This is a genomic window from Xanthomonas sp. BRIP62409 (assembly GCF_003992965.1).
Classification (GTDB): Bacteria; Pseudomonadota; Gammaproteobacteria; order Xanthomonadales; family Xanthomonadaceae; genus Xanthomonas; species Xanthomonas euroxanthea.
In genome coordinates this window covers 1-19,014 of sequence record NZ_QEZJ01000027.1, presented here as the reverse complement: position 1 = coordinate 19,014, position 19,014 = coordinate 1, and the positions used below count along the sequence as shown (strand labels likewise).

General features: G+C 68.0%; 12 protein-coding genes and 1 other RNA gene. 3 read left to right on the top strand and 10 right to left on the bottom strand.

The features are described from left to right. Window positions 1-65 precede the first annotated feature (65 nt). The 9 genes from EO170_RS16565 to cysD all read right to left on the bottom strand — a co-directional run bounded on the left by EO170_RS16565 (window position 66) and on the right by cysD (window position 13,605). The gene (locus EO170_RS16565) at window positions 66-1,580 is read right to left on the bottom strand and encodes a carboxylesterase family protein (protein WP_164741077.1); all 1,515 of its coding nucleotides are present in this window, start codon (window positions 1,578-1,580) and stop codon (window positions 66-68) included. Continuing rightward, window positions 1,577-2,488, bottom strand: a complete 912-nt coding sequence (locus EO170_RS16560; RefSeq protein WP_126946579.1) for a TrmH family RNA methyltransferase — start codon at window positions 2,486-2,488, stop codon at window positions 1,577-1,579. The genes EO170_RS16565 and EO170_RS16560 overlap by 4 nt, the downstream gene beginning before the upstream one ends. 322 nt (window positions 2,489-2,810) lie before the next feature. Further along, window positions 2,811-3,353, bottom strand: a complete 543-nt coding sequence (locus tag EO170_RS16555) for a GNAT family N-acetyltransferase (protein ID WP_126946576.1) — start codon at window positions 3,351-3,353, stop codon at window positions 2,811-2,813. Window positions 3,354-3,370: 17 nt separating this feature from the next. Next, window positions 3,371-3,447, bottom strand: a non-coding RNA gene (locus EO170_RS16550) — sX9 sRNA. A 117-nt stretch (window positions 3,448-3,564) separates the two neighbouring features. Continuing rightward, on the bottom strand, window positions 3,565-6,240 hold the full coding sequence (locus EO170_RS16545; RefSeq protein ID WP_126946573.1) for a M1 family metallopeptidase: 2,676 nt from the start codon (window positions 6,238-6,240) through the stop codon (window positions 3,565-3,567). Between the two features lie 153 nt (window positions 6,241-6,393). Then, window positions 6,394-9,519 (bottom strand): efflux RND transporter permease subunit, encoded by a 3,126-nt coding sequence (locus EO170_RS16540; protein ID WP_126946570.1) that lies wholly within the window; start codon window positions 9,517-9,519, stop codon window positions 6,394-6,396. Further along, window positions 9,516-10,601, bottom strand: a complete 1,086-nt coding sequence (locus tag EO170_RS16535) for an efflux RND transporter periplasmic adaptor subunit (RefSeq protein ID WP_119131055.1) — start codon at window positions 10,599-10,601, stop codon at window positions 9,516-9,518. The genes EO170_RS16540 and EO170_RS16535 overlap by 4 nt, the downstream gene beginning before the upstream one ends. Before the next feature lie 119 nt (window positions 10,602-10,720). Further along, window positions 10,721-12,697 (bottom strand): sulfate adenylyltransferase subunit CysN, encoded by a 1,977-nt coding sequence (gene cysN, locus EO170_RS16530; RefSeq protein WP_126946567.1) that lies wholly within the window; start codon window positions 12,695-12,697, stop codon window positions 10,721-10,723. Then, on the bottom strand, window positions 12,697-13,605 hold the full coding sequence (gene cysD / locus EO170_RS16525) for a sulfate adenylyltransferase subunit CysD (protein ID WP_104583683.1): 909 nt from the start codon (window positions 13,603-13,605) through the stop codon (window positions 12,697-12,699). Before cysD ends, cysN begins: the two co-directional genes overlap by 1 nt. A 180-nt stretch (window positions 13,606-13,785) precedes the next feature. On the opposite strand from cysD, the gene EO170_RS16520 reads away from it, so the two are divergent. The 3 genes from EO170_RS16520 (at window position 13,786) to EO170_RS16510 (ending at window position 18,170) form a co-directional block, all read left to right on the top strand. Next, window positions 13,786-15,633 carry an assimilatory sulfite reductase (NADPH) flavoprotein subunit gene (locus tag EO170_RS16520; protein ID WP_126946564.1) on the top strand — a complete coding sequence of 616 codons (1,848 nt, stop codon included), beginning with the start codon at window positions 13,786-13,788 and terminating at the stop codon, window positions 15,631-15,633. A gap of 108 nt (window positions 15,634-15,741) precedes the next feature. Further along, window positions 15,742-17,448 carry an assimilatory sulfite reductase (NADPH) hemoprotein subunit gene (cysI, locus tag EO170_RS16515; protein WP_126946561.1) on the top strand — a complete coding sequence of 569 codons (1,707 nt, stop codon included), beginning with the start codon at window positions 15,742-15,744 and terminating at the stop codon, window positions 17,446-17,448. Beyond that, window positions 17,445-18,170, top strand: coding sequence for a phosphoadenylyl-sulfate reductase (locus tag EO170_RS16510; protein ID WP_104583686.1), 726 nt, complete (start codon window positions 17,445-17,447; stop codon window positions 18,168-18,170). The genes cysI and EO170_RS16510 overlap by 4 nt, the downstream gene beginning before the upstream one ends. A 129-nt stretch (window positions 18,171-18,299) precedes the next feature. Here the strand turns inward: EO170_RS16510 and EO170_RS16505 are convergent. Continuing rightward, window positions 18,300-19,014, bottom strand: a 715-nt coding sequence (locus tag EO170_RS16505; RefSeq protein WP_164741076.1) for a PepSY domain-containing protein, incomplete at its 5' end; no start/stop codon positions are given.

Below are 19,014 nucleotides of genomic sequence, written 5' to 3'. Positions count from 1 at the left end.
ACGTTGAGCTGAGTTGAGTTGGCTTGAGTCGATCGCGCGCACCGTTTTTCAGTGCGCGCGATCGATTACGGCAGGTCCACGCCTGCGCACACGTCCGGGCGCGCGTCCTTGAGCGGGTGCACGCCACTGGCGTCGAACTGCAACGCCGCATGCCCGGGTGCGAACCCAGGCCAGGCCGGCAAGCCCTTGGCATTCGGATTGCCCCGCTGCACGAACGCGGCCCAATAACGTTGCAGGCTCACCGGCGGCTGGCCGATCGGCAGGTCCTTGAACAGGAACGGCAGCTCGGCGCTGTGCGTGACCTGCCCGCCCGGTGCGGCGGTATCGAACACGTAATGCCACACCGGCACGCCGAGTGCGGCCTGATGCTGGGCGACGGTCACCGCCGGGCAACGGAAGGTCAGGTCGGTGGACAGCTGCATCGCCGCATCGCCCTGACGCGCCGCACGCTGCGCCGCATGCGTGCGCTGCGCCTGCAGCACCGCATCGGCCTGCGCCGGATAGTCGCGCCGCAGCCGCGCCTGCGCACCCTGCTTGCCACCGTATTCCAGCTCCTGCGCCACATAGCCGATCAACAGCGGCACCTTGGCCTGTGCCCCCTCGGCCAGCAACGCGGCCGGCGCACGTGGCAGCACGCGTCCATCGACGACCGCCTGCAGCCAGATGTAGCCATCGTCATCCAGTGCCGGCACGTCGACGCCCTGTCCGGCCTTGATCAGCTGCTCCACCGACAACGCGCGCAGCTGTGCCAGGCGTGTCGCAGCATCCTCGATGCCTGCGCGCCTGGCGATCTCCACACCCAGCGCGCGATTGTCCTCCAGCGAACGTGCCGGCAATCCGAAACCAGCGGTGCCGCTCTGCTCGATCGCCGCCGAGAACAGGCCACGTGCCAGCGGGCTGAGCATCAGCAAGCCCACGTCCTGGCCGCCGGCCGACTGTCCGGCGATGGTGACCCGCGCAGGATCGCCACCGAATTGCGCGATGTTGTCGCGCACCCACTGCAGTGCGGCGATCTGATCGAGCAGGGCGTAGTTGCCCGCGGCTTGGTTGTCGCCATCGCGCAGTTCCGGCAGCGACAGGAAGCCGAGCGCGCCAAGCCGGTACTGCAGCGTCACCACCAGCACGCCCTGTGCGACCAGGTTGGTCGGCAGGTGGCCGTCGGCGCCGCCGGCCACATTGGCGCCGCCATGAATCCACACGAACACCGGCAGCGGCTTGGCCGGCTGCAGCGTTGGCGTCTGCACCTCGACGTAGAGACAGTCTTCGCTGCCGCGCCTGGCCATCGCATTGTTCCAGCCCAGCGCCGGTTGCACGCATGGGGTGGCGGCCTGGGTGGCATCGCGCACCTCCGACCAGGCCGCCGCCGGTTGCGGCGGCTGCCAGCGCAATGCGCCCAATGGCGGGGCGGCAAACGGAATCGCGCGAAACACCGCACTGCCGTCGTCCTGCCATTGCCCGCGCACCACACCGTGATCGGTACGCACCTGTGGCGGCGTGGCAGGCGTGGACGCGGCGGCGGCGTGAGCGCCGGCGCTCGCTGCGCAGGCGGTGGCAAGCAGCCAGGCAGACAGGCGCATCACGGCGTTCCGCCCATCGCACGGGCACGCCAGGCGGCCTGGAACACCGCGGTGGCCGAGGCCACGTTGAGGCTTTCGACCTTGCCGCTGCCGCGGATCGACAACTGCAGGTCGCAATCGCGCGCGAACTGGCGGTCCATGCCCTCGCTCTCCGCGCCCATCACATACACCAGCCGCTGCGGCAGCGCGGCGGCGAACACGTCCTGGCCGCCTTCCACCAGCGTGGCGGCCACCGCAAAACCGGCCTGACGCAGCTGCGCCATCGCCGTTGCCGTCTCGGGCAGCTGCACCAGCGGCACCGCTTCGGCGCCACCTTCGGCCACGCGCGCGGCTGCACCGGACAGCCCCAGCGTGGCGCCGGCAGGCAGCAGCAGGCCGGCCACCCCGAAGTGTGCGGACGAGCGCAAAATCGCGCCGAAGTTGTGTGGGTTGCCCACGCCATCCAGCCAAAGTGCCAGCACCGGCCCGGCCGGCAATGCAGCCAGCCAGTCCTGCAACGGTTGCGGGGCGACGCGCAGCACATCGGCCACCACGCCTTCGTGGTGCGTGCTGGCAGCGAGCTTGCTGAGATCGGCCTCCTCGACCACGCGGTAGCCGATGCGCTGGGCCACGCACCAGGCCAGCAAGGCCTTGAACTGCGGAATGCGCGCCTGGCTCAGATACAACTTGCGCACCGCCTCCGGGCGCGCCTTGAACACCGCCTGCACGGCGTTGATGCCGTACAGCCGCAGCTCGCGCGCATTGCCGCCGGACGACGCAGCGACGGCAGGCGTGTCGGCCGCTGCTGCCTGCTGTGCCGGCGGGCGGCCTGCAGGTGCGCGCGGCGCGGCGCGGCCCCAGGGATTGTGCGCGGCGCCGGAGCTGCCGCCATCGCGCGGCGGTCGTGCGCCCCGTCCATCATGCTGTGTCATCGTCGTATCCAAGGTTCGTGTTGCCTGCCGGGTCTGCAGGCACCGTATCGCCCTTTCACCACCCAGCGGTGTTGGTCATCTGCACGCCGATGCAGCCGGCGGTGCAAACGCATGGCGACGATGGTAAGCCACTGGCATAGCCAGCCGTACACGCGGCAGCGGAAGCATGGCGTTCAAGGCCCGGTAAGGGGCGACTCGGGGTGACCTCGACGCCGTGCAGAACACGCCCGGGATCGGCATCACTGTCGGTGATGGATCTGCGCGCATCAGCAGCGCGCAGACCCGCTCGGCCGATGCGTTCGCCGTGGCACGCAGACGCGGCTCACACCAGCGCGGCCGGCCGCCCCACCCGCGCGAACACGCGCAAATCGTGCAATCCATCCGGCTTCATGATCGCGCAGCGGCTGACGCCTTCCTCGACGAAGCCGTTGCGCAGCAGCACCCTGGCCGATGCCGGATTGGTGTCGAGCACGGTGGCCTGGACGCGATAAAGCGGCAGGGCCTGCATCGCCCAGGCCACATAAGTGGCCACAATGCGCGTCATCCAGCCACGGCCCCAGCACGCGCTGCCGATCCAGTAGCCCAGCTCGGCCGAAAAGCGCCGCTCGCCCTGCCCTGGACGCACCGCGATCGTGCCGCAGGCCTGGCCGTCGATCTCGATGGCCAGCACCGGGTGCTGCAGATCGACCACGCGTCCGGCCAGGAACGCCTCACCGTCGGCGCGCGTATACGGATGCGGAAACCGATCACTCAATCCGCGCGGCACCAATGGGTCGTTGGCGTGCAGCAACAAGGCGCCCAGGTCGTCCTGGCGCCAGCGGCGCAGCACGAAGCCCTCTCCGTGCAGCATCAATGATTCGTCCATCGCTTCGTCCCTGGAGTGGCTGACAAAACGTAACGGGCAGTCGCCAGGTGGATACGCAAGGCGCGCCCGGAACCGGAGTGTACACGTGGCACATGCCGATTCCAGGCACCGGCTGCGCGCCTGACGGTGAGCGCAGTCGTTTCGTTCGCCGCTCCGGATCGCGCAGCATCGACACCGTCGATACCGCGCACCCCGGCCGCAAGCCGGCGACTCAGCGCCTGGCGGTCTGCGCCTGCTTGAGCGCGGCGCACAGGCGGATGGTCTCGCCGGTCTGCGCCATGCCACGGTCGGCACCGCTGAGCGTGGCCAGGCGCGGCTTGAAGAACGCATCCAGGCGGTCGGCTTCTTCCACGCTGCAGCCACCGGACGCGCCCAGCGCCGGCAACCCGCCGCCATCGAACGAGCCGCTGCGCTGCACGATGCGGTCGAAGTTGGCGGTAAACCACGGCCACATCGACGCGTGCGAGGTCTCGTAACTGTGGCCGCGTGTCAGCAGGCTCCTCATCTCGCCCACCTTGATCGCATCGGTCAGCGCGAAATCACGCACCTGGGTGAGTAGCGCCGGGTCCTGCACCGCACCCAGGGCGGCGATCATGGCGTTGCGCTGCGCCGGGTCGGCGTGCGTGCGCAGCGCAGCGATCAAGGCCTGCACCGCCGGTGCGCCGCGCTCCTGCGCGGTCACTGCCAGCGCGGTGCCGAGCAGATCCGGATTGGCCTTAGAGAAGTCCAGTGCGCCGTTGCCGCCGGCCAGTACCGCATCGCCCTGCGCGAGCAGTGCCTTGCGCACCTCCGCGTTCTGCAGGCGCAGCGCGAACAGGCCGGCCAACGCCGAACGCAAGCTGGTGTCGTCGATCGATTCACCGCTACGCCGCGCGTAACCCAGCTGGCGCAGACGTGGCAGATACGCCTGTTCGGCCACCTTGCGCAAAGCGCCGCGCTGGGCCTCGCTGGTGGCCTGGTAGCGCCAGATCCACACGAAGCGGTTCAGCAGCGCGGTGGACACATCGGCCGACGCGGACGGCGCCAATTGCTCGAGCGCTGCCAGCACCGCGTCGCTGTCGGCATCGCCATGGCGGTAGGCCGCATCGATCGCATCGGCATAGGCCAGCTGTTCGTTGTCGTCGAGTTGGCCGACCTGCTTGCCCAGTGCGGCCAGCTGCTTCTTCGGCAGGCTGAAGCGGTAATAGCCGGCGCCACGCGCATTCGGGAACACCCAGGTGTTCTTGCCGGCCCCGTCCAGCACGATGCTGCCGCTGGCGCCGTCGAGCATCTGGCAGGCGGTGCCGACCTGGTCCTTGCCCTTGCCGTACTTGATGCACACCGGCACGCCCCATTGCTGCGCGGCCGCGCCGGTGGAGCCCAGCGGCAGGTAGCGCTGCTGCTGCAGCCTGACCACGGTCTTGCCGCCTTCGCTGGCGAGCTGGGTCTGCAGGTACGGCACGCCCGGCTGATTGAGGAAGCTGCGGAATGCGGCCTTGAACTCCTCGCCCTTGCCGGCGGCCTCGGCGATCGCATCGACCAGATCGTCGGCGGTCGCGTTGCCGAATTTATGCTTGGCGATGTAGGCGCGCATGCCTTCGCGGAACACATCTTCGCCGACGAAGGCCTCGAACATCGCCAGCACCGCCGCACCCTTCTGGTAGGTGATGCCGTCGAAGGCGGTTTCGATATCGCCGTTGCCGGTGATCGGCTGGCGGATCTTGCGCGCGCTGACCAGGCTGTCGTTGTCCATCGCATGCTGGGCACCGGCGATGCGGTCCAGGTTGGCGCGGTATTCCGGGTGCAGCTGCATGGTGATCTTCTGCTGCATCCAGGTGGCAAACGCCTCGTTCAACCACAGGTCGTCCCACCATTCCATGGTGACGGCGTCGCCGGTCCACTGGTGGGCCAGCTCATGGGCATTGGTGTTGAAGGAGCGCTGCACGTTCTCTGCCGGCGAGTCCTTGTCCAGCAGCAGCAGCCAGTCGCGGAAGGTGACAAACCCGGGGTTTTCCATCGCACCGGCGCTGAAGTCCGGGGCGGCGACCAGATCGAGCTTGTCGAACGGATACCCGAAGGCGTAATAGTCCTCCAGCGCGGCGATGATCGCCGGGGTCTGGTCCAGCGCCGGGGTGATGCGCGGCCCCTGGCCCTTGGCGGCAATGCCGCGCAACGGGGTCGGATTGGGGCGCTGCGGGGTGGCCGGCATGGCCGGCACGTCCACCACGTCCCACGGGCCGGCGGCGTAGGCGACCAGGTAGGTCGGCAGCGGCACGGTCGGGGCGAAGCTCACCGTCTTCCAGCCTTTGCCGGCCGGCTTGGTCGAGGTGGCGATGGTGTTGGCCAGCGCCTGGTCGTCGGTGGGCACGGTCAGGCTGAGGTCGAACGGGGTCTTGAACGCCGGCTCGTCGAAACCGGGGAACGCATAGCGCGCGCTGATCGGCTCCATCTGCGTCATCGCATAGGCCTGGCCCTGGTACTTCACCTGGTACAGGCCCTGCAGCTGCTGGTTGAGCGGCGCGCTGTAGACGATGTCCACGGTAAGCGTCTGCGGCTGCAGCGTGCGGCCGAAATCCAGGCGCACCACGCCGGTCTGCGCATCGGCTTGCACGTAGCGTGCGGTCAGCGCCTTGCCCTTGGCCGGCTGGACCGTGGCCTTGCTGACCTTCAACTCCTTGCCGTGCAGCCACAGATGGTCGGAGGCCTGCTTGAGCTGCACGCGGATGCTGCTGCGGCCGCTGAACTCGGCCTGGTCCGGGTCGATCTTGAACGCCAGGCTGTAGTGCTCGGGCACCGCCCAGGTCGGCAGGCGGCCATTGGGGACCGGCTCGCCGGAGGACTGCGCCAGCGCGGTGCCGCAGCACAGCGCAAGGAGAGAGGGAGCAAGCAGGCAGGCAAGACGACGCATTGGCGATTCCGGTCAGGATAACCGCAGGAGTCGACCATAGCCGGGCATGACTGTCATGTGACCTTAGTCATTGCGCAACGACGCGGCGGCTGCGCAGACACCTACACGGCAGGCACGGGCATGGCACTGCAGCCCGTCAGCAGCCTGCCGTGCTCAGGCGTGCCCGCCCACCGACGGCGTCTGCGCCTCCAGGGTTTCCAGCTCGCGCGCCACCGCTTCGGGCGACTTGGTGAATGGCGCAATCAGGCTGTAGAACGCCGGCACCACGTACAGCGACAGCAACGTGGACAGCGACACGCCGAAGATCACCACCACGCCGATCGTGGCGCGGCTGGCCGAGCCGGGCCCACCGGCGACCACCAGCGGAATCGCGCCGACCACGGTGGCGATCGAGGTCATCAGGATCGGACGCAGGCGCACCGATGCCGATTCCACGATCGCCTCATGCACGCTGCGGCCTTCGTCGCGCAACTGATTGGCGAACTCCACGATCAGGATGCCGTTCTTGGCCGCCAGGCCCACCAGCATCACGATGCCGATCTGGCTGAACAGGTTGAGCGTGCCGCCGGTGAGCCACAGGCCAACCAGCGCGCCGAGCACTGCCAGCGGTACGGTGAGCATGATCACCAGCGGATGGGCGAAGCTCTCGAACTGCGCGGCCAGCACCAGGTACACCACCAGCAGGGCCATGCCGAAGGTCAGCAATACCGCGCTGCCGGATTGCTGGTACTCGCGCGATTCGCCCTTCCAGTCCACCTGCGCGTACTCGGGCAGTTCCTCGCGCGCGGCCTGCTGCGCCCAGGCAATCGCCTCGCCGAGCGGGTAGCCCGGCGCCAGGCCGGCACTGATGGTGATCGCACGCAGGCGGTTGAAGCGATTGAGGGTACCGGCCTCGGCCACTTCGCTGAGCGTGACCAGGTTGGACAGCGGAATCAGCTCGCCACGCGTGGAGCGCACGCGGATGGCGGTGAGGTCTTCCGGCGCCATGCGGCCCTCGCGCCCGGCCTGCAGCATCACGTCGTACTCCTCGCCGTTGTCCACGAACGTGGTGACGCGGCGCGAGCCCATCATCGCTTCCAGCGCGCCACCGATCGCGGTCACCGGCACGCCCAGGTCGGCTGCACGCAGGCGGTCGATGTTCACGCGCATCTGCGGGCGGGTTTCCTTGTAGTCCGAGTCCGGGCCGACCAGGCCAGGATTGGCTTCCATGCGCTGCAGGATGCGGTCGCGCCACTGCGCGATCTCCGCATAATCCGGCCCGCCCAGCACCAGCTGGAACGGCTGCCCGCGGCTGCGCACCAGGCCGCCGCTCACCTGCGTGCGTGCACGCACGCCGCTGAGCACGTTGAGTTTCTGCTGCAGTTCGTCGGCCACTTCGGTGGTCGGGCGCGTGCGTTGCTCCCAGTCCTGCAGGAACACGCTGACCCGGCCGGTGTGCATCTCCTCGCTGCTGCCAAAGCCGCCGGGCACGCGCGGGTTGGCGCGCACGATCGGCTTGTCCGGCCCCACGTAGGGGCCGAGGATCGCCTCGACCTGATGCATCTGACCCACGGTGTAATCGAAACCCGCGCCTTCGGGCCCGTCGATCATGATCTGGAAGTTGCCGCGATCCTCGGCCGGTGCCAGCTCGGAGGGAATCCTCCCCATCAACCACGCGCTGGCGCCCAGCGCCAACAGCATCAGCAGCGCGAAGATCCAGGTGCGATGCACATGCCGCTCCAGCGAGCGTCCGTACGCGCCGGACACCGCCTGCATGCGGCCATCGAACCAGCGATGGAAGCGATTGGGTTTGGCCTGCCCATGCGAGCGCAACAGCTTGGACGACATCATCGGCGTCAGCGTCAGCGCCACGAAGGCCGAGATCGCCACCGCCGCTGCCAATGCCACCGCCAGCTCGCGGAACAGGCGCCCGGTATTGCCCTCCAGAAAGCCCACCGGCAGGAACACCGCCACCAGCACCGCGGTGGTGGCAATCACCGCGAAGGCAACCTGCCCGGTACCGCGCCTGGCGGCCACCAGCGGCGGCTCGCCCAGGTCGATGCGGCGCTGGATGTTTTCCACCACCACGATCGCATCGTCCACCACCAGGCCGATACACAGCACCAGCGCGAGCAAGGTCAGCAGGTTGATCGAAAAATCGAACGCGTACAGCGCGATGAACGCGGCGATCAGACACACCGGCACCGTCACCGCCGGAATCAGCGCCGCGCGTGCGCTGCCCAGGAACACCCAGATCACCACCAGCACCAGCACCACCGCTTCGATCAGCGTGTGGTACACGCGCTCCACCGCCGCATCGATAAACGTCGTGGTGTCGAAGGCGACGAAGATGTTGGTGCCCTGCGGCAGCGACTTCTGTACCTCGTCGGCCTGCGCGCGCGCCTCGCGCGCAACGTCCAGCGCGTTGGCGGTGGAATTGCGCACGATGCCCAGGCCCACATTGGGCACGCCATTGCTCTGGAAGTAGGCGCGGCGCTCGGCCGAGGTCAGCTCGACCCTGGCCACGTCGCCCAGGCGCACCACATAGCCGCCCTCGCCCTTGCTGAGCGGCAGCTTGGCAAAGTCCTCGGGCTTGAGATAACTGCGCTCCACGCGCAGGGTGAAATCGCGCTGCGCCGATTCGATGCTGCCGGCCGGCAGCTCCACGTTCTCGTTCTGCAGCGCCGCTTCCACATCGGCCACGGTGAGTTCACGCGCGGCCAGTTGATCGCGGTCCAGCCAGATGCGCATCGCATAGCGCTGGCGCCCGCCGATACGCACCTGCGCCACGCCATCCAGGCTGGAGAAGCGGTCCACTACGTAGCGCTCGGCGTAGTCGGACAGCTGCAGCGTGTCCATCGTGCTGGAGCTCATGTTGAGCCACAGGATGGGGTCGGCGTCGGCCTCGACCTTGGAAATCTCCGGCGGGCGCGCCTGGTCGGGCATGCGGTCGGAGACGCGGCTGACCGCATCGCGCACGTCGTTGGCGGCCGCTTCCACATCGCGCGACTGCACGAATTCGATACTGATGTCGGACGAGCCATTGCGGCTGCGCGCCTCGATGGTCTCGATGCCTTCGATGCCGGCCAGCGCGTCTTCCAGCACCTGGGTGATGCGGCTCTCTACCACCGCCGCCGACGCGCCGGTGTATTCCACATCCACCGACACGATCGGCGGGTCGATCGCCGGCAACTCGCGCAAGGTGAGCCGGGTGAACGACATCACCCCCAGCACGATCAGCAGCAGGCTCATCACCACCGCCATCACCGGGCGGGTAATGGACAGGTCGGAGAGTTTCATCGGGCTGCCTGCGGGCGCGCGGCTGCCGGTGTCGATGCAGGCACGGGCGCGGCCTGGTCGACCACCTTCAGCCCCGGACGCAGCTTGCCGGTGCCGTCCACCACGATGCGCTCACCGGCCTTGACCCCGTCGAGAATTTCCACCTTGCCGTCGCGGCGCTCGCCCAGGCGCACGTCGGCGCGCTCCACGCTGCTGTCGGGCTTGACCCGGAACACGTAGGACTCGCGCCCCACCTGCACCACCGCGATCTCCGGGATCACCACCGCCTGCCGCGCCGGCTGGAACAGCCGCACATCCAGCAACATGCCCGGGCGCAGCCGGCGATCGCCGTTGGGGAAATCCGCCCGCACCGTCACCGAACGGGTGGTCTCGTCGATACGCGAATCGATCGCCGCCACCACGCCTTCGAACTGCTGGCCCGGGTACGCCGCCGCGGTGCCGTTGACGGTATTGCCGAGCTGCACCAGCCCGAACTGCGATTCCGGCACCTGGAAGTCCACGTACATGCGCGCCACATCGTCCAGCGTGGCGATCACCGTGCTGGAGGTGATCAACGAGCCCGGGCTGATCTGGCGGATGCCGAGCACGCCGGAGAACGGCGCACGCACCTCGCGGTCGGTGATCTCCGCGCGCATCTGCTGCACGCGCGCCTGCGCCGCGTCGCGCAGTGCGCGTTGCGTATCGACGGTGGACTTGGCCACCAGCTGCTGGCCAACCAGGCTCAACTGGCGCCGGTACAGCTGGTCGGTTTCCTCGAAGGTGGCCTGGGCCGCGGTCAGCGCCGCCTGCTGCGAGTTGCCGCGCAGCCGCAGCAGCAGCTGCCCGGCCTTGACCTCGTCGCCACTGTCGAAGTTGACCTGCTCCACCACATCGCTCACTGCGGCGGTCAGCGCCACCGATTCGCGCGCGCGCACGGTGGCGATCGACTGCACGGTCGAGTTCCAGGGCTGGGTGGTCACCGCCTGCACAGAGACCGGGATGGGTTTGGCGGCGGCCGGCGCGGCGGCCTGACGGCTGCAACCGGCCAGCGTGACGGCCAACAAGAGCGCTGCGCCGAAACGCGCGCTGGGTCGAACAAGCATCAGAACATCCTGGCGGGGTACGTCGAAAGTTTAACGACCTAGCCGCCATGGAGTTGACAGAAAGGGCGTGCTTTGCACCATGACCAAAGACCCTTGCTGTCGTCGGCGCGATGCGCTGGTCAGCGTTCCAAGTCGAGGAACTCGAGCACATGGCGCGCCAGCGCCTCCACGTTCTCACCATCGGCGTGAAGATGGATCTCCGGCGCCTCCGGTGCCTCGTAGGGCGAATCGATGCCGGTGAAGTTGGGGATCTGCCCGGCCCGTGCCTTGCGGTACAGCCCCTTCACATCGCGCGCCTCGGCAACCGCCAGCGGCACGTCCACGAATACCTCGACGAATTCCCCGTCGTCGAACCGCTCGCGCGCCAGTTGCCGCTCGGCACGGAACGGCGAGATGAAGCTCACCAGCACGATCAGGCCGGCATCGGCCATCAGCCGCGCCACCTCGGCCACGCGGCGGATGTTTTCCACCCGGTCTTCGTCGGTGAAGCCCAGGTCGCGGTTGAGCCCGTGGCGCACGTTGTCGCCGTCCAGGATGAAGGTGTGATAGCCCAGCGCATGCAGGCGCTTGTCGACCAGGTTGGCAACCGTGGATTTGCCCGCGCCCGACAAGCCGGTGAACCACAGCACGCGCGGCGCCTGGCCCTTGATGCGCGCACGCGCGGCGCGATCCACATCCAGGTGCTGCCAGTGCACGTTGCCGGCGCGGCGCAACGCGAACTCCAGCGTGCCGGCGGCCACGGTGGCATTGCTCTGCCGGTCGATCAGGATGAAGCCGCCCAGCACGCGGTTGCGCGCATACGGCGAGAACGCGATCGGCTCGTCCAGGGCCAGATTGCAGTAGCCCACTTCATTGAGCTCCAGCCGCTTGGCGGCCAGCCGCTCCTGCGTGTTCACATCGACCTTGTGCTTGATCTCGCTGATGCTTGCGGTGACGTTACGCGTGCCGATCTTGAGCCAGTACGGGCGGCCCGGCAGCAAGGCGGCATCGTCCATCCACAGCAGATGCGCGGCGAACTGGTCGGCCACTTCCGGCGGGTCGTCGACGGCGGCGATGATGTCGCCGCGGCTGATGTCGATCTCCTCGCGCAAGGTCAACGTGACCGCCTGGCCGGCGCGTGCGCTGTCCACCTCGCCGTTGGCATCCAGCACCGAGGCCACCTGCGTGCGGCGCCCGGACGGCACCACCACCACGGCATCGCCCACGCGCACCTGCCCGGCCGCGATGGTGCCGGCATAGCCACGAAAGTGCTGGTGGGGACGATTGACCCACTGCACCGGCAGCCGGAAGCCGCTACCGGCTTCCGGCGCCTGCACGTGCACGGCGTCGAGATGCTGCAGCAGATGCGGACCGCGGTACCAGGGCATCCGCGTCGATGGGCTGGACAGGTTGTCGCCAGCCAGTGCCGACAACGGAATGCACTGCACATCGGCAATGCCCAACTGTGCGGCCAGCGCGCGATAGCCCTCGGCGATGTCGGCAAACACCTGCGCGTCGTAGTCCACCAAGTCCATCTTGTTGACCGCCAGCACCACGTGGCCGATACCCAGCAACGACACGATGTAACTGTGCCGGCGCGTCTGCGCCAGCAGCCCCTTGCGCGCATCCACCAGCACCACCGCCACATCGGCAGTGGATGCGCCGGTGGCCATGTTGCGCGTGTACTGCTCATGCCCGGGGCAGTCGGCAACGATGAACTTGCGCCGGTCGGTATCGAAATAGCGATACGCCACGTCGATGGTGATGCCCTGCTCGCGCTCTGCGGCCAGCCCGTCCATCAATAACGCATAGTCGATCCCTTCGCCCTGCGTGCCATGCCGGCGGCTATCGCTCTGCAGCGCGGCAAGCTGATCGTCGAACAGGCGCTTGCTGTCGTACAGCAACCGCCCGATCAGTGTGCTCTTGCCATCGTCCACGCTGCCGCAGGTGATGAAGCGCAGCAGCGGCTTGGATTCGTGTTGATGCAGGTAGGCGCCGATGGCGCCGGGAATCGGGATTGGGGAATCGGGAATCGCAAAGGCGTCCTCCTCCGTCGTAACGTCTGCAGCAAACTGCTGTTGCGAATCCCCAATCCCCAATCCCGATTCCCTGCCCATCAAAAATACCCCTCAAGCTTCTTCTGCTCCATCGACGCACCGGGCGCATGGTCGATCATGCGGCCCTGGCGTTCGGAGCTGGTGCTGACCAGCATTTCGGCGATCACCGCTTCCAGCGTGTCTGCGGTCGATTCGATCGCGCCGGTCAGCGGATAGCAGCCCAGCGTGCGGAAGCGCACCGAGCGCAGTTGCGGCGTCTCGCCCGGGTGCAACGGCAGGCGGTCGTCGTCGACCATGATCCAGGCGCCGTCGCGCTCCACCACCGGGCGCGGCGCGGCGAAATACAGCGGCACCACCGGGATCGCCTCGCGGTAGATGTACAGCCAGATATCCAGCTCGGTCCAGTTGGACAGCGGAAACACCCGCACGCTTTCACCGGGCCTGGTGCGCGCGTTGTACAGGTTCCACAGCTCCGGGCGCTGATTCTTGGGGTCCCAGCGATGCCGTGCATTGCGGAACGAGAACACGCGCTCCTTGGCGCGCGATTTCTCCTCGTCGCGGCGCGCCCCGCCGATCGCCGCATCGAAACCGCCCTGCTCCAGCGCCTGCTTCAGGCCCTGGGTCTTCATGATGTCGGTATGTACCGCCGCACCGTGGCTGATCGGGCCGACGTCCTGGGCGATGCCGTCGGGGTTGATGTGCACGCGCAGGTCCACGCCGGTCTCGGCCGCGCGGCGGTCGCGGAAGGCGATCATCTCGCCGAACTTCCAGCGCGTGTCCACATGCAGCAGCGGGATCGGTGGCGGCGACGGCGCGAAGGCCTTGAGCAGCAGGTGCAGCAGCACCGAGCTGTCCTTGCCCACCGAATACAGCATCACCGGGGCCCGGAATTCGGCGGCGACCTCGCGCAGGATATGGATGCTTTCGGCCTCGAGCCGATCCAGGTGTGACAGGGGCAACAGGGTCATCGGGGTGTCATGGGCGTCGGCGGGGCAGACCAGCCGATGGTAGGGCAAGGCGCCGCAGTGTGTGACGCCGGCTGCCCGCACCCAAATAAGCGGCCGGCATAACGCGATAACGGCTCATCCTTTCTGGCCGCGGCAACGCATCCCTAACATCGCTGGTCTCATCAACCGCCCTGGATCCGAATGACCGCCGCCAGTTCCGCGCTACCGCCCAGCCCCTTGCCCAACGAGCGCAAGGCGCTGCTGGAACGGTTGGTCGACGGCCTGGATGCCGCGTCGCTGTGGTGGCTGTCCGGCTATACCGCCGGCCTGGCGCAGGGCCAGCCGCCGCGCTCGCTGGCGGTGCTGCCGGGCGGCCAGCCGCATGCGCCGGCGCAGGAGAGCCAGCGCCTGACCGTGCTGTACGGCAGCCAGACCGGCAATGCCCGCCGGGAAGCCGAGCAGCTGGTAGCCGAGGCCGAAGCCGCCGGCCTGAGCGTGCGCCTGCTGCGCGCCGACCAGTACCCCACCCGCGAGCTGGCCAGCGAACGGCTGCTCTACGTGGTCATCAGCACCCAGGGCGAGGGCGACCCGCCGGACGATGCGATCGGCCTGGTGGAATTCCTGGCCAGCCGCCGCGCGCCCAAGCTGCCCGAGCTCAAATACGCGGTGCTGGGCCTGGGCGATTCCAGTTACGCGGAATTCTGCGGCATCGCCCGCCGCATCGACGACCGTCTGGCCGAACTTGGCGGCAGCCGCGTGCAGCCACGCGGCGAAGCCGATCTGGATATCGACAGCGTCGCTGCGCCCTGGCGCGCACAAGCGCTCAAGCACGCACGCGAACAGCTCAAGAGCGGCCCGCCGTCGGCCACCATCACGCCGTTGCGCAGCAGCGCGGCCGCGCCGGTGTGGTCGCATCAGCAGCCCTTCCCTGCCGAATTGCTGGCCAACCAGATCATCAGCGGGCGCGACTTCAAGGGCCCGCAGTTCCGCGTCTACGCCGTGCCGAGCAAGCGCGTGCGCCATCTGGAATTTTCGCTGGAAGGCAGCGGGCTGAGCTACGAGCCCGGCGATGCGCTGGGCGTCCGCCATCGCAATCCGCCCGCGCTGGTGGATACGGTGCTGCAGACGCTGCGCCTGGATGGTCATGCCGCGGTCACCGTCGGCGAAGAAACGCTGGCCCTGCATGAGTGGCTGGCCACCCGGCGCGAACTGACCAAGCTGTCGCGGCCGCTGCTGGCCGCCCATGCCGAGCGTGCACGCGCCGACGAGCTGCAGGCGCTGCTCACCCCGACCCAGACCGCCGGCCTGGCGTCACTACTCGCCGATCACCAGCTGATCGACGTGCTGCGACGCTGGCCGGCGGATTGGGACCATGCCAGCCTGCTGGCCGCGCTGCGTCCGCTCACCCCGCGCCTGTACTCGATCGCCTCCAGCCGCAAGCGCGTGGGCGAGGAAGTGCACCTGGTGGTGGACGAACTCACCTACCAGGCGCACGGGCATGCGCACCTGGGCTCGGCCAGCGGCTTTCTTGCCGCACTGCGCGAAGGCGATACCGCGCCGGTCTACATCGAGCCGAACGCGCGCTTCCGGGTGCCGGCCGATACCGATCGCGACATCCTGATGATCGGCCCGGGCACCGGCGTGGCGCCGTTCCGTGGCTTCGTGCAGGAACGCGCCGAAACCGGCGCCAAGGGCCGCAACTGGCTGTTCTTCGGCGCCCAGCATTTCAATACCGATTTCCTCTATCAGGCCGAATGGCAGCAGGCCTTGCAACGCGGCGAACTGCACGCACTGGAAGTCGCGTTCTCGCGCGACCAGGCGGAAAAGATCTACGTGCAGCATCGCCTGCGCGCGCGCGGCGCCGAGGTCTATGCCTGGCTGCAGGGCGGCGCGCACCTGTACGTCTGCGGCGCCATCGGCATGGGCAAGGATGTGCACGCCGCCCTGCTCGACATCGTCGCCACCCACGGCGCCCTGGATGCGGAAGCCGCCGCGGCGTATCTCACCCAGCTGCAGGTGGAGGGGCGGTATGCGCGCGATGTCTATTAGGGCCGGGAATCGGGAGTGGGGAATCGGGAATCGGTACAGCCCGCAACTGAATTCTCCCGGCAGACCAAGCCGCTTCTTACGATTCCCCATTCCCGACTCCCGATTCCCATGACCCATTCTGTCGAAGACATCAAATCCGAAAGTCGCCGTCTGCGCGGGTCGCTGGAACAGAGCCTGGCCGATGCGGTGACCGGGGCGTTGCGCGAGGACGATCAGACCCTGATCAAGTACCACGGCAGCTACCAGCAGGACGATCGCGATATCCGCGATGAGCGGCGTCGGCAAAAGCTCGAACCGGCGTATCAGTTCATGATCCGCACGCGTACGCCGGGTGGGGTGATCTCGCCCACGCAATGGCTGGCGCTGGATGACATCGCCACGCGGTACGCCAATCATTCGCTGCGCATCACCACGCGCCAGGCGTTCCAGTTCCATGGCGTGATCAAGCGCGAACTCAAGGCGACCATGCAGGCGATCAATGCCACATTGATCGACACGCTGGCCGCCTGCGGCGATGTCAATCGCAACGTGCAGGTCGCCGCCAATCCACTGCTGTCGCAGGCGCATGCCACGCTGTATGCCGATGCCGCGCGGGTGTCCGAGCATCTGTTGCCCAATACCCGGGCGTATTACGAGATCTGGCTGGACGAAGAGCGCGTGTCCGGCTCCGGCAGCGAAGAAGAGCCGATCTACGGCGACCGTTATCTACCGCGCAAGTTCAAGATCGGTTTCGCCGCGCCGCCGCTCAACGATGTGGACGTGTTCGCCAACGACCTGGGCTTCATCGCGATCCTGCGCGAGGGCGAGTTGCTCGGCTACAACGTCAGCATCGGCGGCGGCATGGGCGCCAGCCACGGCGATGCGGAAACCTGGCCGCGCGTGGCCAATGTCATCGGATTTGTCACCCGCGACCAGTTGCTGGAGGTGGCCACCGCCGTGGTCACCACCCAGCGCGACTTCGGCAACCGTGCGGTGCGCAAGCGCGCGCGCTTCAAGTACACCATCGACGATCATGGCCTGGACACCATCGTGGCCGAGATCGAACGCCGTGCCGGCGTTGCGCTGCAACCTGCCAGGCCGTTCGCGTTCGAGCACAATGGTGACCGCTACGGCTGGGTCGAGGGCGACGACGGCCTGTCGCATCTGACCCTGGCCTTGCCGGCCGGGCGCATCGCCGATACCGACACCGCCGCGCATCTGAGCGGCCTGCGGGCGATTGCGCAATTGAACGTCGGCCAGTTCCGCATGACGCCCAACCAGAACCTGGTCATCGCCGGGGTGCTGGCCAGCGAGCGCGCACGCATCGATGCCCTGGTCGCCCAGTACGGCCTGGATGCCGGCAATCGCGCGCCCACCGCGCTGGCACGCGGCGCAATGGCCTGCGTGGCGCTGCCGACCTGCGGCCTGGCGATGGCCGAGGCCGAACGCTACCTGCCCGACTTCAGCGCGGCGTTGCAGCCGGTGCTGGAACAGCACGGACTGGCCGACACCCCGATCGTGCTGCGCCTGTCCGGCTGCCCGAATGGCTGCTCGCGCCCGTATCTGGCCGAGATCGCGCTGGTGGGCAAGGCACCGGGCCGCTACAACCTGATGCTGGGCGGCGATCGCCGCGGCCAGCGCCTGAACACGCTGTACCGCGAAAACATCACCGAAGCGGACATCCTCGCCGCGCTCGAGCCGCTGCTGGCGCGTTATGCAACCGAACGCGACCAGGCCGGTGACGAAGGCTTCGGCGACTTCCTGCACCGCAGCGGCCTGATCGCGCTGCCGCCCTATCCCACACACCGTCACCTCGACCTGGAACTGCTCGCATGACCGCGCTGCCCGCTGCATCGATCACTGCATCCGCGCTGGACGACCTGGACGCGCTCAACGCACAGCTGGAGGGCCTGCACGCCGACGAGCGCGTGGCCTGGGCACTGCAGCACGGCCCGCAGGAGGCAGCGCTGTCGTCCAGTTTTGGCGCCCAGTCGGCGGTCACCTTGCACCTGCTCACCCGGCAGCGCCCGGACATTCCGGTGATCCTGGTCGATACCGGCTACCTGTTCCCGGAAACCTACCGGTTTGCCGACGCGCTGGCCGACCGGCTCAAGCTCAACCTCAAGGTCTACCGCCCGCTGGTCAGCCGTGCCTGGATGGAGGCGCGCCACGGCCGCCTGTGGGAACAGGGCATGGTCGGCATCGACCAGTACAACAACCTGCGCAAGGTCGAGCCGATGCGTCGCGCCTTGGACGAGCTCAACGTGGGCACCTGGTTCACCGGCCTGCGCCGCAGCCAGTCCGGCGGACGTGCACAGACGCCGATCGTGCAAAAGCGCGGCGAGCGCTATAAGGTCAGCCCGATTGCCGACTGGACCGACCGCGACGTGTGGCAGTACCTGCAGGCGCACGACCTGCCGTATCACCCGCTGTGGGAACAAGGCTACGTGTCCATCGGCGACTTCCACACCACGCGCCGCTGGGAACCGGGCATGCGCGAAGAAGACACGCGCTTCTTCGGGCTGAAGCGCGAGTGCGGCATCCACGAGGACATCTGAGCACCACGCATCGCGCGCTCATTACGAAGCTTGCATGCACCACCATGCGTCGAGTTTCCCGATACACCCACCGCCGAGCGCGTCCCTGCCTCGGCGAGTCCACGGTGCATTGAGGTGACGCGCACGTGCTCATGGCGCGGGGGCACGCGGCTGGTTGCGCTGCATCCAGTAGCGATCCAGCAACCACATCAGCACCAACGACACCCCGACCAGCGGGAAGATCAGCCCGCAGATCGCCAGCAGCACCAGCAGACCGCGCAGCGTGCGCGGATCTGCCGGCAATGGCGGCACGCCCAGGCCGCCGACCGGGCGACGTTTCCACCACATCACCGCCGCGCTCACGCACAGCAGCACGATCGCCGCGCACGCCAGCAACAGGATCAGCTGATTGGCCGTGCCGTATTGCTGGCCCAGATGCACGTTGATGCCCCATTCCAGCGCGCGTCCGACCGGCCCGTAATCGCGATAGCGCATGTCCAGCAGCACCGCGCCGCTGTACTGATCCAGATGGATCACGCGCTGGTGCTGCAGGTCCGCCGGATACACCGAAGCGGTGTACACGCCGGTGGCACCATGCGGCGGCGAGACGCTGTAGCCCGGCACGATGCCGAGTGCGTCGAAGCGCGCCATCGCCGCATCCAGCCCGATTGCACCGCGACCCGGCGCTGCGACATGGCCGGTGCCACCGTGGGCGGCATGTTCCGACTGCACCGCGTGTTCTGACGGGCTTGGCTGTTCCGAGTGTTCCGAGTGTTCCGAGTGTTCCGAGTGTTCCGAGTGTTCCGAGTGTTCCGAGTGTTCCGCATCCGCCAGCGTCACACCCGCCCGCCCGTCATGCAGCCCC

Bases quoted from the DNA above. Each gene is read 5' to 3' on its own strand.
- cysN (WP_126946567.1), bottom strand. From the start codon at position 12,697: ATGGGCAGGGAATCGGGATTGGGGATTGGGGATTCGCAACAGCAGTTT.
- EO170_RS16555 (WP_126946576.1), bottom strand. From the start codon at position 3,353: ATGGACGAATCATTGATGCTGCACGGAGAGGGCTTCGTGCTGCGCCGC.
- cysI (WP_126946561.1), top strand. From the start codon at position 15,742: ATGACCCATTCTGTCGAAGACATCAAATCCGAAAGTCGCCGTCTGCGC.
- EO170_RS16510 (WP_104583686.1), top strand. From the start codon at position 17,445: ATGACCGCGCTGCCCGCTGCATCGATCACTGCATCCGCGCTGGACGAC.
- cysD (WP_104583683.1), bottom strand. From the start codon at position 13,605: ATGACCCTGTTGCCCCTGTCACACCTGGATCGGCTCGAGGCCGAAAGC.
- EO170_RS16545 (WP_126946573.1), bottom strand. From the start codon at position 6,240: ATGCGTCGTCTTGCCTGCCTGCTTGCTCCCTCTCTCCTTGCGCTGTGC.
- EO170_RS16520 (WP_126946564.1), top strand. From the start codon at position 13,786: ATGACCGCCGCCAGTTCCGCGCTACCGCCCAGCCCCTTGCCCAACGAG.
- EO170_RS16560 (WP_126946579.1), bottom strand. From the start codon at position 2,488: ATGACACAGCATGATGGACGGGGCGCACGACCGCCGCGCGATGGCGGC.
- EO170_RS16540 (WP_126946570.1), bottom strand. From the start codon at position 9,519: ATGAAACTCTCCGACCTGTCCATTACCCGCCCGGTGATGGCGGTGGTG.
- EO170_RS16535 (WP_119131055.1), bottom strand. From the start codon at position 10,601: ATGCTTGTTCGACCCAGCGCGCGTTTCGGCGCAGCGCTCTTGTTGGCC.